This window comes from Pseudomonas marvdashtae (genome assembly GCF_014268655.2).
In the GTDB taxonomy this organism is placed as follows: domain Bacteria; phylum Pseudomonadota; class Gammaproteobacteria; order Pseudomonadales; family Pseudomonadaceae; genus Aquipseudomonas; species Aquipseudomonas marvdashtae.
This window is the reverse complement of sequence record NZ_JABWQX020000009.1, coordinates 1-14,515: the sequence shown is the minus strand read 5'-3', so window position 1 is coordinate 14,515 and position 14,515 is coordinate 1. Positions and strand designations below refer to the sequence as shown.

The following is a 14,515-nucleotide window of genomic DNA, read 5'->3' as shown; positions in this document are numbered from 1 at the left end:
TTCAGTTTTGACGCAGGACGCGGGCTACGGTCGCGACGTTATGGGCGAGGTGCAGCGGATCAATCGTGCCGACAATAGCACTGGCAACCCCCGGGTGCTCAAACAACAGTTCGAAGCTCGCCCGAACCGGGTCCTCCCCGGGGCTCAGGCACACGTGACCGCTGGCCAGGGCTTTTTTCACCAGGATCGCCTTGCCGTGCTCGCTGGCGTAGTCAATGACAGCCTTTTCGCTTCGTTCGTTCAGATTGTAGGTGACCATCGCGCAGTCGCCTTGCTCCAAGGCTTTCAAACCACCGTCCACGGTCTTGCCGGAAAACCCGTAGCCGCCGATCTTGCCCTCGCGCTTGAGCGCCGCCAGGGTTGGGTAGACTTCGCTGTCGTTGAGAATCGCCAGGTCATTGCCGTCCGAGTGCACCAGCACCAGATCGATATACTCGGTTTCCAGGCGCTTGAGGCTGCGCTCTACCGAGAACCGCGTATGGGCCGCGCTGAAGTCATGGCGCGATTGGCCGTCGCTGAACTCTTCGCCGACCTTGCTGACGATCACCCAGTCGCGACGCTGGCCGCGCAGCAGCGGCCCAAGACGTTCTTCGCTGCGGCCATAGGCCGGCGCGGTATCGATCAGGTTGATACCAAGGTCGCGCGCCAGCTTGAGCAACATGCCCGCTTCGCTGTCATCCGGGATTCGGAAGCCATTTGGGTATTTGACGCCTTGGTCGCGTCCGAGCTTGACCGTGCCCAGGCCCAGGGGCGAAACCATCGGGCCGTTATGGCCCAGCGGACGACGCAGGTCGTGCAGTGTCGGTTGGCTCATGGCAGCAATTGCTCCCACGCGGGTATGCCCATCGGGGGCTTTGGCAGCTCCGGGAGCGGGGCGGGGTGGCTGGGTTGGATGCCATCGCGTTGCAGCGCGGTAATCACCCGATCAGCGAAATCCGGGGCCAGGGCCAGCTTGGTCGGCCAGCCCACCAGCAGGCGATCCTGTTCGGCGAGAAAGGCGTTGTCCGGTCGGGTCAGGCCCGATTGCAGCGGTTCGGCGCGTTCGACTCGCAACGTTGCCCATTGCGCGGTGCTGAGGTCGATCCACGGCAGCAACTGGCCGAGCTCTTTCTGGGCCACGGCAATCTGCGCGGCGGGCTCACGGGCGACGGCATCGCCTTCAGCGAGATCGCCACCCAAGTACCAGACCCACTGGCCATCGGCGGCCGGATGGGTGGTCACGGTGACGCGCGGCTTCGGTCCGCCGCCCAGGCAATGGGCATAAAGCGGCTTGAGGCCCGGCCCCTTGGCCAGGACCATGTGCAGCGGTCGGGTCTGCATGGCTGGCTGGTCAAGGCCCAGGGCGGCGAGCAGGTTGGCGGTGCCACCTCCAGCGCTGAGCACGATGCGTTGGGCGCGGATCTCGCGATCATCGACCTTCAGTCCGACCAACTGGCTTTCTTTGCGCAACGGCTCGATGTGCTGTCCGGCCAGCAGGCTGTCGCCGGCCAACTCCGCCAGGCGTGCGATCAGGCTGGGGACATCCACCACCAGCTCGGCCAGGCGATAGACCTTGCCCTTGAAACGCTTGTCTTGCAGGGCTGGCGGCAGTTGCTCGCCCTTGACTTGGTCGACGCGTCCGCGCACGGCCTTGCTGGCGAAGAAACTGGTGAGATTGCCGGCCAAGGTGCCAGGGGACCAGAGGTAATGGGCGTCGGACAACAAACGCACGCCGGACAGGTCCAGCTCACCGTCGCCCTTCAAGGCCTCGCGCCAGCGCAGCGGCATGTCGGCGATGGCTTCCGAGGCACCGGTCAGGGCTCCGTGCAGTGCGTACTTCGCGCCGCCATGGATGATGCCCTGGGATTTGACACTCTGCCCGCCGCCGAGGCTGGCGCTTTCCACCAGCACGGTTGAAAATCCCAGGCGGCGCAAGCGCGCGTTCAGCCAGAGGCCGGCGACTCCGGCGCCGACAATCAGGATGTCGGTGGAAATAACGGATGGCATGCAGCGACCTCGGAGGAAATGAAGCGGCAAGTTTCAAGCTTCAAGCTGCAAGTTACAAGCGAGAGGGTATCGCTTTGCTCGCAGCTTAAAGCTTGGAGCTTGCGCTGCTTCAGTGCCCTGCGGTCTTGGAAAACAGCTGGATCACCACCACTCCCAACACAATCAACGCCATCCCCAGAATGGCCGGCACGTCCAGTTTCTGCCCATAGATGAACAGCGCCGCGACGCTGACCATGACGATGCCCATCCCGGCCCAGACCGCGTAGGCCACGCCCACCGGTACGGTGCGCACCACCAGCGTCAGCATCCAGAACGCGATGCCGTAGCCGGCGACGACCAGCAGCAAGGGCAGCGGGGTGCTCAGGCCTTTGACCGCTTTCATTGAAACGGTGGCGATCACTTCGGCGCAAATGGCGATGGCCAGGTAGTAGTAGGCGTTCATAGGCTGTTCCTCTTTGACTGTTACGTGTTTCGTTGCGACCATTTTAGAGATCGCGCAGATGCGGTAAAGTCATTACCTATCTGCAATAGAGATAGGTCGACCATGAACGTTCAATGGAATCTTGAGCAGCTGCGGTTGTTCGTCGAAGTCGCCGAGAAGCGCTCGTTTTCCGCCGTGGCCCGGGACCAGCGCAAGGCCCAGTCGGCCATCAGCAGCGCAATTGCGTTGTTGGAGGCCGACTTGGGGGTGAGCCTGTTCGAGCGCAGCAGTGGCCGCCAGCCCAGGCTCACCGATGCTGGCGAGGCGCTGCTGGAAGAGGCCAGGGAAGTCTTGCGCCAGTGTGAACGCCTGAATGGTCGTGCCCTGGCGCTGATGCGCGGACAGGAAGCGTCGCTGCGCCTGGCTCAGGACGAGGCCATGCCTTATCAACCGGTGATCGACAGCCTGGCGGCACTCGCCGAACAATTTCCTACGCTCGAAGTGCAACTGGCCAGCGCCGCCCAAGGCGATGTGGCGCGCAAGCTGGTGGAACGTCGCGCCGATCTCGGGCTGCTGTTCTACCACGACCAGATCCCCGAGGCGCTGGAACGCCGGGTACTGGGCAGCGTCGAGATGGTCACCGTATGCGGAAGGAGTCATCCACTGGCGCATCACGGTTATGTCACCTGCCGGGAAATGGCCCGGCACCGCCAGTTGTTGATGGCGACCCAGTCGAGCGTTTATCCGGGCAGTGAGCAGGCTAGCCCGCAGGTCTGGCGGGCCGACAGCTTTTATGTGCTGGCCGAATGGCTGAGGTGTGGCCTGGGCTGGGCGTGGTTGCCACGGCATGTTGTGCAATACCCGGCCTACGTGGGGGATATGGTCGAACTCAGCAGCGAATGGACCCCGCCGGCGTTGGTGGTGGAACTGGTCTGGCGTCGCGACGAACCCTTGGGACCAGCCGCGCGTTGGCTGGCGGAACGTTTTGCCGTGCAGTTGCAGGCGATCGGCTGAAAAACCGATAAACTCCGCCGCCATGAACAGAACTCTCTATAGCGCATTGTTTTATCTGGGGCTGCCACTGGTAGCGATTCGGCTCTGGCTGCGGGCTCGCAAGGCGCCGGCCTATGCCCGCCGTATTGGCGAGCGCTTCGCTTGGGGCTTGCCGGCGATGATGCCGGGCGGCATCTGGGTCCACGCGGTGTCGGTGGGCGAAAGCATTGCCGCTGCGCCGATGATCCGCGCCTTGCTGCAACGTTATCCACAGCTGCTGATCACCGTGACCTGCATGACACCCACCGGTTCGGAACGAATCAAGGCGCTGTTCGCCGATGAACCGCGGGTCCAGCACTGTTACCTGCCTTATGACTTGCCTTGCGCGGCCAAGCGTTTTCTCGACCAGGTTCGCCCGAAACTGGCGGTGATCATGGAAACCGAGCTGTGGCCCAACCACATTCACCAATGCGCCAGGCGCGGCATCCCCGTGGCGTTGGCCAACGCCCGGCTGTCGGAGCGATCGGCGCGCGGCTACGCTCGCTTTCCCAAACTGACCCGGCCGATGCTCGCTGAAATGAGCCTGTTTGCTGTCCAGACCGAAGCCGAGGCCGAGCGCTTCCGTCAGTTGGGCGCCCGCGCGCAAACCGTCGAAGTGACCGGCTCCATCAAGTACGACCTGACCGTCGACTCGCAACTGCTGGAAAACGCCAGTACCTTGCGCCAGCAATGGCAAGCGGTAGATCGCCCGGTGTGGATCGCCGCCAGCACACACGAGGGTGAAGATGAAGTGGTGCTCGACGCTCACCGCCGGTTGCTAGCCAGTTATCCCGATGCGTTGTTGATCCTGGTGCCGCGTCATCCGGAACGTTTCGACTCGGTCCATCAGCTTTGTGAGAACGAAGGGTTTGCCACGGTCCGGCGCTCCAAAGCTCAACCGGTCACCGCGCAAACCTCGGTGCTGCTGGGCGATACCATGGGCGAACTGCTGTTTCTCTATGCGTTGGCCGACAGTGCTTTTGTCGGCGGCAGCCTGGTGCCCAACGGCGGGCACAATCTGCTCGAACCGGCGGCGTTGGCAAAACCGGTGCTCAGTGGCCCGCACCTGTTCAACTTCCTCGAAATCGCCGCGCAACTGCGTACGGCCGGGGCGTTGCAGGAAGTCGATGATGCCCAAAGCCTGGCCTTGGCGGTACAGCGTCTGTTCGAACTGCCCCGCGACGCCCAGCGCATGGCCGAGGCTGGGCTGAAAGTGATGCGCAGCAACCAGGGCGCCTTGCAGCGTTTGCTGGACGGGTTGGGACGGTTGCTCGACTGAGCTGTTGTGGCGAGGGGATTTAGCGAAACGTCGCACCGCCCCGCTGGGGTGCGAAGCACCCCCCTTCAAACTGCCTGACACACCGTGCTGCCAGGTTTTGGGGCTGCTATGCAGCCCAGCGGGGATAAATCCCCTCGCCACAGGGGATTCGTCGCCGGTGTGTTACTGCGTCGGCCGCGAGCGCAGTTGCTCCGCTGCTGCCTGGGCCAGGTCCGGCGGCAGGAAATCCTTGTCGGGGTTGTAGTCGGGCTTGAGGTAGCGTGACAGGGCCTGCAAGTCTTCGGGGCTCAAGGTGCCGGCGGCCTGCTTGAGGCGCAGGTTATCGAGGATGTAGTCATACCGGGCGTTGTTGTAGTTGCGCACCGAGGTGTACAGCTGACGCTGGGCATCCAGCACATCGACGATGTTGCGGGTGCCGACCTGGTAGCCGATTTCCGTGGCTTCCACCGCGCTCTGGTTGGAGATGATCGACTGGCGCCGGGCCTGGACCTGCTCCACATCGGTGTTCACCGCACGGTGCAGGTTACGGGTGTTCTCCACCACCTGCCGGCGCAGGCTTTCGCGCTGCTGCTCGGTCTGGGTGAGCTGCGAGTAGGACTCGCGCACCTGGGAGCTGGTCAACCCGCCGCTGTAGATCGGAATGCTCAATTGCAGGGCCAGTGTGCGCTGTTCGACGTCGCCGCTATATGACCGACCAAATGCATTCGGGTTGCTGAAGCCCAGGGCGTCGTTGTCACCTTTTTCGTACCTCGCCACCGCATCCAGCGTCGGCGCATGCCCGGCCTTGCGTTGGCGCAAGGTGTCTTCGGCGGCCGTCACAGCATAGTTGCTGGCCAACAGGTTCAGGTTTTGCTTGGCGGCGGTGTCGACCCAGGCCTTGGCATCATTGGGCGCCGGCGGCAGGATCGGCAGGGTGTGGACGACGCCCTGGAGCGAGTTGTACTGGCGATTGGTCAAGGTGATCAGCGCTTCGAACGCATCGTCGACCTGGCGCTGCGCCAGGATCCGGTTGGCGCGTGCCGTGTCGTAGCTGGCCTGGGATTGCAGCACATCGGTCTTGTCCGACAGCCCGACGTCGAAGCGTTCGTTGGATTGGTCGAGCTGGCGCTTGAACGCCGCTTCCTCGGCCTTTGTCGAGGCCAGGTTGTCCTGGCTGCGCAGCACATTGAAATAGCTTTCGGCGCTTTGCAGGATCAGGTTCTGTTCGGTCGCCGACAATTGCAGCGAGGCTTGTTCGTTCACCGATTTCGCGGCTTGGAACTGGAACCAGCGGTCGGCACGAAACAGCGGTTGCGAGAGGGTGGCCTGATACGAGCGGGCGCTGCGATTGGCTACCGCCGCAGGCTGGTCGATATCGGTGCGCACGTTGGCGACTTCAGCTCCGCCGGACAGATTGGGCAGCAACCCGGCGCGGGCCTGGGGCACCACTTCCTTCTGGGCGCCATACTGGGCGCGGGCAGCGGCCAGGTCGGCGTTGTTGTCCACCGCTTCCTGATACACGCTTACCAGATCGGTTTTGGTCGTTAAAGGCGCTTCGGCGGCCCAGGCCATTCCATTGGACGCACAAGACACGGCCAGGGCCAGTGAGAGTTTGCGCAGCATGAGGCGATCCCTAAGTTCAAGATTGAGTGCGCATAACAGGCGCGCGGCGTAGCGAGTGTAGTTGCGCCTGGGCACGGCAACAATCCTGTATATACGCCATTCATCACGCCTTTTGCCCTGGCGATGGCGTTCTCTCGTGGTTGTGTCTAGACTGGCCGGGTTCTTGTCGGGGTGCCTTGCTATGAGGCTGAGATCGAATAATTTCGGATCCCGTTGAACCTGATCAGGTTAGCGCCTGCGTAGGGAACAAGATTTCTCGTCACCCGGCGAGTCCTCTTGTGCTTCGTCCGGGATGTTGTTCGACAATCGACTTTCGATCTTCGAACATGCTCGAGCAGCAAGCACAGCGTCCGCACTTTCGTGCAGGGACGCGTCCATTCGTTACAGGTTCGCTCCGACAAAAATCCACTGCCTGGATGTGTGTCTGGAGAGCCCGTGATGACGACAAAATCAAAAAACGCGACCAACCTCAGTGAATCGGCCCAGGTCGATCAGCAATCGGTTCAGCCCTTTACCCGCTCGCAAAAAATCTACGTCCAGGGCAGCCGCCCGGATATCCGCGTGCCCATGCGCGAAATCAGCCTCGACGTGACCCCGACCGACTTCGGCGGCGAAATCAACGCGCCGGTGGTGGTGTATGACACGTCGGGCCCGTATACCGACCCGAACGTGATCATCGACGTACGCAAAGGCCTGGCCGACGTGCGTTCGCCGTGGATCGAAGCCCGTGGCGACACCGAGCGCCTGGCCGGCCTGAGCTCCAACTTCGGCCAGGAACGCCTGGCCGACCCCGAACTGACCAAGCTGCGCTTCGCCCACGTGAACAACCCGCGTCGCGCCAAGCCAGGTGCCAACGTCAGCCAGATGCACTATGCGCGCAAAGGCATCATCACCGCCGAGATGGAATACGTCGCCATCCGCGAAAACATGAAGCTGGAAGTCGCCCGCGCCGCCGGCCTGCTGGACCAGCAGCATGCCGGCCACAGCTTCGGCGCCAGCGTGCCGAAAGTCATCACCCCGGAATTCGTGCGCGATGAAATCGCCCGTGGCCGCGCGATCATCCCGGCCAACATCAACCACACCGAACTGGAACCGATGATCATCGGCCGTAACTTCCTGGTGAAGATCAACGGCAACATCGGCAACAGTGCGCTGGGTTCGTCCATCGAAGAAGAAGTGGCGAAGCTGACCTGGGGCATTCGCTGGGGTTCGGACACGGTCATGGACCTGTCCACCGGCAAGCACATCCATGAAACCCGCGAGTGGATCATCCGCAACTCGCCCGTGCCGATCGGCACCGTGCCGATCTACCAAGCCCTGGAAAAAGTCGGCGGCGCCGCCGAAGACCTGACCTGGGAACTGTTTCGCGACACGCTCATCGAACAGGCCGAGCAGGGCGTCGACTACTTCACCATCCACGCCGGCGTGCTGTTGCGCTATGTGCCGCTGACCGCCAAACGGGTGACCGGTATCGTGTCCCGTGGCGGCTCGATCATGGCCAAGTGGTGCCTGGCGCATCACAAGGAAAACTTCCTCTACACCCACTTCGAAGACATCTGCGAAATCATGAAGGCCTACGACGTCAGCTTCTCGCTGGGCGATGGCCTGCGTCCGGGCTCGATTGCCGACGCCAACGACGCAGCGCAGTTCGGCGAGCTGGAAACCCTCGGCGAGCTGACCAAGATCGCCTGGAAGCACGACGTGCAATGCATGATCGAAGGCCCCGGCCACGTGCCGATGCAGTTGATCAAGGAGAACATGGACAAGCAGCTCGAGTGCTGCGACGAGGCGCCGTTCTACACCCTCGGCCCGCTGACCACCGACATCGCGCCGGGCTACGACCACATCACGTCCGGTATCGGTGCGGCGATGATCGGCTGGTTCGGTTGCGCGATGCTTTGCTACGTCACGCCGAAGGAACACCTCGGCTTGCCGAACAAGGATGACGTGAAGACCGGGATCATCACCTACAAGATCGCCGCCCACGCGGCTGACCTTGCCAAGGGCCACCCGGGCGCGCAGATCCGCGACAACGCCCTGAGCAAGGCGCGTTTCGAGTTCCGCTGGGAAGACCAGTTCAACCTCGGCCTGGACCCGGACACCGCCCGCTCGTACCACGACGAAACCCTGCCGAAGGACTCGGCCAAGGTGGCGCATTTCTGCTCGATGTGCGGGCCGAAATTCTGCTCGATGAAAATCACCCAGGAAGTGCGCGAGTACGCCGCCAACCAGCGCATTGAAGCGGTGGATGTGGATGTTGCCCAGGGCCTGGCGGAGCAGGCGGAGCGGTTCAAGCAGGAAGGTAGTCAGCTTTACAAGAAAGTCTGATCCGAGCATCGCTCACCTGTGGCGAGGGAGCAAGCTCCCTCGCCACATCGGCGACCCAAAACAATAATCTCCCCTGAGATATCTCTGTGAACATCCAACCCAGCACCTACTCCCCAGACACCGCAGTCCCCCTGGACAAACGCGTCTTCGGCGCCCGCGATCTGTTTTCCCTGTGGTTCTCCCTCGGCATCGGCCTGATGGTCTTGCAGGTCGGTGCCTTGCTCGCGCCGGGCCTGGGCCTGAGCGGTTCGTTGCTGGCGATTTTCCTCGGCACGCTGGTGGGCGTCCTGCTGCTGGCGGCGGTCGGGGTGATCGGCAGTGACACAGGCCTGTCGGCCATGGCCGCCCTCAAGCTGAGCCTGGGTGGCAAGGGCGCGAGCATGCCGGCGGTGTTGAACCTGTTGCAACTGATCGGTTGGGGCTCGTTCGAAATCATTGTCATGCGCGACGCCGCCAGCCTGCTCGGCGCCCGGGCCTTCAGCGAAGGCAGCCTGGGCTCGAACCCGCTGCTGTGGACGCTGTTTTTCGGCGCCCTGGCAACCCTGCTCGCCGTGAGCGGGCCGCTGACCTTCGTGCGTAAGGTCCTGCGTAAATGGGGCATCTGGCTGCTGCTGGCCGCGTGCATCTGGTTGACCTGGAACCTGTTCGCCAAGGCTGACCTGGCGGCGCTGTGGGCCCAGGCGGGCGATGGCTCGATGCCGCTGGCGGTGGGGTTTGATATCGCCATTGCGATGCCGCTGTCGTGGTTGCCGCTGATCGCCGACTACTCGCGCTTCGGCAAACGCGCCAGGAATGTCTTCGGCGGTACGGCCGTGGGCTTTTTCATCGGTAACTTCTGGCTGATGAGCCTGGGGGTGGCCTACACCCTGGCGTTCGCCCCGAGCGGTGAAGTCAACGCGTTGCTGCTGGCCCTGGCGGGTGCTGGATTGGGTATTCCGCTGCTGCTGATTCTGTTGGACGAGTCGGAAAACGCCTTCGCCGACATCCACTCGGCGGCGGTGTCCAGCGGCATGCTATCGGGGTTGAAGGTCGAGCACCTGGCCTTGGCGATTGGCGTCATCTGCACCCTGATCGCCTGCTTTGCGCCGTTGGCGCAGTACCAGAACTTCCTGTTGCTGATCGGCTCGGTGTTCGCGCCGCTGTTCGGCGTGGTGCTGGTGGACCACTTCATCCTGCGCAAACGCAGCAGCCAGGTCGTGTCAGCCGCGTTGCGCTGGCCGGCATTGTTGGCCTGGCTGGGTGGGGTGAGCACGTATCACCTGCTGGCCAACTTCTACCCGGACATCGGCGCAACCCTGCCATCGTTGATTCTGGCAGGGTTGCTGCAGCTGTTGCTGGGCCGGGCTTTCAGCTACGGCCAGGGAACAGCTCGGGCTTGAGGATGCCGTTGAGGCGTGGGTAGGCGATCTTCAGTTCGATGTGGCCCAGGGCGTACGGCGCGATGGTGCTCACTTCGTACTTGAGGATCACCCCGCCATAGGTCAGCGCGATGTGTGGGGTTTTCTGGAAGGACCACTGTTTCAGGAACTCCGGTTCCTGATCCAGCTTGGTGCTGATCAGCCAACTATTGTGGGCGACTTGCGCAGCTTTCCAGAACGCCTCTTCCTGGCCCGGCAGCAGCATGTCTGACAGCTCCAGCACCTTGTGTTGCTGGCGCGAATAGTTGATGAAGCCGCGCCCCGGCGTGCCGTGGGCACCGCCGGTGTCCAGGTAGCTGGACAGTTCGATGATCACCAAGCCGTCATGCTGCTCGCGTACCTTGGCTTGCAAATAGCTGCTATTGCGTGGTGCGGCGTTGCGCAAAAACTGCTCGCGATAGGCCGCCAGCGTCGGTGCCGCCGGGGCGTCCGGTGAGGTGCGGGTCATTTGCAGCAAGCGTTTCTCAATGATGCTGTCCAGCGCGGGCTCGGCGGGAAAGCGCAAGGTGTCGATATTGACCAGCGGGCAGTCGGCACTGGCGCAGCCAGGCTGCAGCTGCTCCGACGCATCGCGAGTGGTCTCCAACGGAGCGCGATAATTGGGCTGGAACAGGCTCTGGCAAGCGCCCAGGGTCAGGGCAATGGCGGCCAGCGAAGCAATCTTGAAAAGCGACATGGGCGTCCTTCGTGAAACAGGGAAAGGCAAAAAGTTACCCGCTTCGACTGTCAGCAGGGCAATCAGTTCGCCACTAAGCTCATTAGAGTGAGTTTGCAGGCAGCCGTCTATCCCGATGACCGGAAAGGGGCTGCATCAAACGGTACGGGCGCGTTAGGATGGCGCGAAGCCGAGGCTGGAACCTCGCATCGATCCACTGTAAACGAGGACTGTCATGACTGATTTCACCAATGCCACACCGAACGCCGTAGAGGTCGTCAAGCGCGAGAGCTGCTTCCAGGGTTTCTACAAGCTCGACCGCGTGCACCTGCGCCACGAGTTGTTCGCCGGTGGCATGAGCCGTGAAATCAGCCGCGAGCTGTTCGTGCGCCATGACGCGGTGTGCGTGCTGCCCTATGACCCACAGCGCGACGAAGTGGTGCTCATCGAGCAGTTTCGCGTCGGCGCCATGGGCAAGAGCGTCAACCCTTGGCTGGTGGAACTGGTGGCAGGCCTGATCGACAAGGATGAGCAGCCGGAAGAAGTTGCTCATCGCGAAGCGCAGGAGGAAGCTGGGCTTGTCTTCGCGGCGCTCTGGCCGATGACCAAATATTTCCCCTCGCCGGGCGGCAGCGATGAGTTCGTGCACCTTTACCTGGGGCGTTGCGACAGCGCTGGGGCAGGTGGCCTGCATGGGCTGGAGGACGAAGGCGAAGATATCCGCGTAAAGACCTGGGCTTTCGAAGACGCGCTGCAAGCAGTGCGCGACGGGCGTATCTGCAACGCGGCCAGCATTATTGCCCTGCAATGGCTGGCCTTGAATCGCGATGAAGTGAGGGGGCTATGGTCCTGAACAAGCTGCGCGACCGCTATCGCGTCGATCTGGTGGGGTTGCAGGCCGCCTGCGAGGCTAACTACGCCCGCCTGATGCGCTTGTTGCCGGACATGCGCAACGACCCGGCGCCGCGCCGAATCGCCGTGACCCATGGCGACCAGATGCTCGGTGTGCTGGCCCTGGAAGTGCTGCAGACCTGTCCCTACACCACCACCTTACAAGTGCGCCAGGAACACAGCCTGCCCTGGCTGCCGGTGCCGCAGCTGGAAGTGCAGGTCTATCACGATGCGCGCATGGCCGAGGTAGTCAGCGCCGAACATGCACGACGCTTTCGTGGCATCTATCCTTACCCCAATGCGTCAATGCACCAGCCGGATGAAAAAGCCCAGTTGAACCTGTTCCTGGGGGAATGGCTGAGTCATTGCCTGGCGCTGGGCCACGAGTTCGAAGTCGTTCGGTAGTTGTGAACCGGTTCCGGTTCGCGGGTTTCCCCTTTCGAGCATCCCCCAGCATAATTGCGGCTTCATGCAACGGCGTGATTGCGCCTGGGAGAGAGCGATTTGCCGAGCGTATCCAGCTTGACCACGGCCGATGCGGCGTTGTTGGTCCAACTGTCTGACAGTCATTTGTTCGCCGAGGCCGATGCTTCGTTGCTGGGCATGAACACCCGCGACAGCCTGCGCGAGGTCGTTGACCTGGTGCTCAGGCAGCAGCCGAACATCGACTTGATGCTTGCCACCGGGGATTTGTCCCAGGACGGCACGCTGGAGTCCTACGCGGCATTTCGGCAACTGACTGCGCGAATCGAAGCGCCGGCGCGGTGGATCCCCGGCAACCATGATGAGCCGCGGGTGATGCTTGAGGCGGCGGTCAAGAGCACGTTGCTCGATCCGGTGGTGGACATTGGCAATTGGCGGGTGACGATGCTCGATTCGGCCGTGCCAGGTTCGGTGCCGGGGTTTTTGGCCGAGGAGCAATTGATTCTGTTGGCCAACGCGCTGAGTGAAGCGCCGGAGCGGCATCACCTGGTGTGCCTGCATCATCATCCGGTGTCGATTGGATGTGTGTGGATGGAGCCGATCGGGTTGCGTAATCCAGAGGCGCTGTTTGCGGTGCTGGATCGGTTTCCTCAGGTGCGTGCGGTGTTGTGGGGGCATGTGCATCAGGAGATCGACCAGGTGCGCGAGGGGGTTCGGTTGTTGGCTTCGCCTTCGACGTGTATTCAGTTTGAACCGGGGAGTGAGGATTTTGCGGTGGGCTCGCAGGCGCCGGGGTATCGGTGGTTGCGGCTCTTGCCGGATGGGCGGTTGGAGACGGGGGTTGAGCGGTTGGTTGGTTTTGCGTTTACCCCTGACTATGGCTCCAACGGGTATTGAGCTGTTGGACGCGGCGGACTGGCCGCCGGTCTGTCTTTGTTGACCGGATACATATACGTTGCCGCGGTGACACTAGTTATGGTCCCGCTCTTACGGCGTCTCGCTTTTGACCAGCCGGAATGCCGGCCCAGGCAAAAGCAAGCAAAACACGTCGCGACGCATGTCCCGGGCGATGCCCCTCGGATTCATAGGATCTGCCGGTAGGCCTGTACATCCAGCACGCTGGTTGCCAGCCCGGTCGCTGGTGTATAGATGGGGCCTTGTACCGTTGTGAATTTAACGCCCTTGGTACCCAGCGACACATAGCGCTCGCCTTCATCGCGCTCGGTGAAGTAGGTGTAGGAGTGTTTTTCCATCGCTTTGTAGTGCGTTGCGTCTTCAACCATTTTCGCACTGAGCGATAGCAGGTCGGCGTCGGTCAGTTCGAGGGACTTGTTCAGCTTCGTCCCCCAACGCCGCAGGCATGCTTCGGCGAGGTGGCGGACCAGGCGGCCCGGCTCGGTCAGGACGCTTGGTCCGCTGACGCCATCCCCTGCGGCGTTGCCGACCAGGGTGGCGTGTCGGCCAGGCATCGGGAGGATGCTGGTTTTGGTGCCGGTGGCGGTTTGAGGTATCACGCAACTGAAGCCTTTCGAGCGCTCATCCCTGGCATAAATGCCCACGTACTCTTTCACGTTTGGATTGAGCTTGACTCGATGCTCCTGGAAGTTACCGATACCCGGCACGGGATCGATGGCGAAGATATTGACTGGAATGTTTTTAAGTTCGGCGTCCTTGAACATGGCGTTGGCCAGCATATGACAACTGATACCGCCGCGACTCCAACCCACGAGATTGACTTGCGTAGGGATAATGCCATTGCGGAAAGTTTTAATGATTTGTTCCTGTAGTTTTTGTTGGGTAATGCTGCGGTCGCCATAGTTATATTTGCGCCAAAACCAACTGCCTTCGCTCTTTACATCCTCGATTGGAATGCCGGCGGCTTTCAAGCGGTTATATTCCGCCTCGGTCAGTTGTTCGCGTTGCCAGTCGCTCTTGCCTTTGATGAGGTTGAGGGCGTGCTGCACGTTTTCTTCCCAGCCTTTGCCGAAGAGCGTTCCGGAAAGTCCGTAGTCCTTGGTGCGGGTGAGCAGTTCATCGGCTTGCAGGTTGCTGGTGCCGGGGCCATTGATCACGGCCCACTCGGCGAACTCGCGTCCTGCATGATTTGATGCGAGGGTGGTTACCAGTTCGCCGTTCCAATAGTTTTCATTGCTGCTGTCGAACTTGGTTGAGCCAGTTCCGCAAAAAAATATAGTTACGATTGTCATTTTTCTGTCTCGTTATTGGTAATAAGGAGTTGGTAGATTAGTTTCGGCTGGCATTGTTTTGGAAGGGGGGTGTTGTTGCGGGGTTTGTAAGAGTTGGTATGGGGGGTAGTTGCTGTGGGGTAAGTAAGGCGGAAGTTCTGTTGGGGGCGGGGTGACAGCTGGGCGGCATTTTTTTATCGGGGGTATATCCGTTTCTTCGGTAACGGCTGCTTATGGTTTCGCTTTTACAGCGAGTCACTTTCGATAGAGCGCGAAAGTAACCAAATGTATGGT

At 61.7% G+C, this 14,515-nt stretch carries 13 protein-coding genes and 1 riboswitch; of the genes, 7 read left to right on the top strand and 6 right to left on the bottom strand.

Annotated elements, in window-relative coordinates; all coding sequences use genetic code 11:
* Nucleotide 1: 1 nt before the first annotated feature.
* From HU742_RS26200 to HU742_RS26190, 3 genes are all read right to left on the bottom strand, one after another.
* Nucleotides 2-814 (bottom strand): aldo/keto reductase, encoded by an 813-nt coding sequence (locus tag HU742_RS26200; protein ID WP_186639811.1) that lies wholly within the window; start codon nucleotides 812-814, stop codon nucleotides 2-4.
* A complete protein-coding gene (locus tag HU742_RS26195) occupies nucleotides 811-1,986 on the bottom strand; it encodes an NAD(P)/FAD-dependent oxidoreductase (RefSeq protein ID WP_186644445.1) in 1,176 nt (391 codons plus the stop codon). Before HU742_RS26195 ends, HU742_RS26200 begins: the two co-directional genes overlap by 4 nt.
* 109 nt (nucleotides 1,987-2,095) lie before the next feature.
* Entirely contained in the window at nucleotides 2,096-2,428 is a 333-nt protein-coding gene (locus tag HU742_RS26190) for a DMT family transporter (RefSeq protein WP_186611848.1), read from the bottom strand.
* Between the two features lie 102 nt (nucleotides 2,429-2,530).
* Here HU742_RS26190 and HU742_RS26185 point away from each other — a divergent pair, with 102 nt between their 5' ends.
* Nucleotides 2,531-3,421 carry a LysR family transcriptional regulator gene (locus HU742_RS26185; protein ID WP_186639813.1) on the top strand — a complete coding sequence of 297 codons (891 nt, stop codon included), beginning with the start codon at nucleotides 2,531-2,533 and terminating at the stop codon, nucleotides 3,419-3,421.
* Nucleotides 3,422-3,443: 22 nt separating this feature from the next.
* Nucleotides 3,444-4,718, top strand: a complete 1,275-nt coding sequence (waaA, locus tag HU742_RS26180) for a lipid IV(A) 3-deoxy-D-manno-octulosonic acid transferase (protein WP_186644446.1) — start codon at nucleotides 3,444-3,446, stop codon at nucleotides 4,716-4,718.
* A gap of 162 nt (nucleotides 4,719-4,880) precedes the next feature.
* On the opposite strand, the gene HU742_RS26175 is transcribed toward waaA, so the two are convergent.
* Complete coding sequence (locus tag HU742_RS26175) at nucleotides 4,881-6,320, bottom strand: TolC family outer membrane protein (protein ID WP_186639817.1); 1,440 nt, start codon at nucleotides 6,318-6,320, stop codon at nucleotides 4,881-4,883.
* A 157-nt stretch (nucleotides 6,321-6,477) separates the two neighbouring features.
* Nucleotides 6,478-6,583: riboswitch (TPP riboswitch) on the top strand.
* Nucleotides 6,584-6,758: 175 nt separating this feature from the next.
* Between HU742_RS26175 and thiC the strand changes: the two genes are divergently transcribed.
* Together thiC and cytX are read left to right on the top strand one after the other, a co-directional pair.
* Complete coding sequence (thiC, locus tag HU742_RS26170) at nucleotides 6,759-8,648, top strand: phosphomethylpyrimidine synthase ThiC (protein ID WP_186639819.1); 1,890 nt, start codon at nucleotides 6,759-6,761, stop codon at nucleotides 8,646-8,648.
* Between the two features lie 86 nt (nucleotides 8,649-8,734).
* Nucleotides 8,735-10,027: a putative hydroxymethylpyrimidine transporter CytX gene (gene cytX, locus HU742_RS26165; RefSeq protein ID WP_186644447.1), complete on the top strand. Its 1,293-nt coding sequence runs from the start codon at nucleotides 8,735-8,737 to the stop codon at nucleotides 10,025-10,027.
* Here cytX and HU742_RS26160 read toward each other — a convergent pair.
* On the bottom strand, nucleotides 9,996-10,742 hold the full coding sequence (locus tag HU742_RS26160; RefSeq protein ID WP_186639823.1) for a DUF3298 domain-containing protein: 747 nt from the start codon (nucleotides 10,740-10,742) through the stop codon (nucleotides 9,996-9,998). The genes cytX and HU742_RS26160 overlap by 32 nt on opposite strands.
* Before the next feature lie 214 nt (nucleotides 10,743-10,956).
* Between HU742_RS26160 and HU742_RS26155 the strand changes: the two genes are divergently transcribed.
* The 3 genes from HU742_RS26155 (at nucleotide 10,957) to cpdA (ending at nucleotide 12,932) form a co-directional block, all read left to right on the top strand.
* The gene (locus HU742_RS26155) at nucleotides 10,957-11,574 is read left to right on the top strand and encodes an NUDIX domain-containing protein (RefSeq protein WP_186639825.1); all 618 of its coding nucleotides are present in this window, start codon (nucleotides 10,957-10,959) and stop codon (nucleotides 11,572-11,574) included.
* Complete coding sequence (locus HU742_RS26150) at nucleotides 11,565-12,017, top strand: DUF1249 domain-containing protein (RefSeq protein ID WP_003186471.1); 453 nt, start codon at nucleotides 11,565-11,567, stop codon at nucleotides 12,015-12,017. The genes HU742_RS26155 and HU742_RS26150 overlap by 10 nt, the downstream gene beginning before the upstream one ends.
* A gap of 99 nt (nucleotides 12,018-12,116) precedes the next feature.
* On the top strand, nucleotides 12,117-12,932 hold the full coding sequence (gene cpdA / locus HU742_RS26145) for a 3',5'-cyclic-AMP phosphodiesterase (RefSeq protein WP_186644448.1): 816 nt from the start codon (nucleotides 12,117-12,119) through the stop codon (nucleotides 12,930-12,932).
* A gap of 185 nt (nucleotides 12,933-13,117) precedes the next feature.
* On the opposite strand, the gene HU742_RS26140 is transcribed toward cpdA, so the two are convergent.
* Nucleotides 13,118-14,242 (bottom strand): hypothetical protein, encoded by a 1,125-nt coding sequence (locus tag HU742_RS26140; RefSeq protein ID WP_186639829.1) that lies wholly within the window; start codon nucleotides 14,240-14,242, stop codon nucleotides 13,118-13,120.
* Nucleotides 14,243-14,515 lie beyond the last annotated feature (273 nt).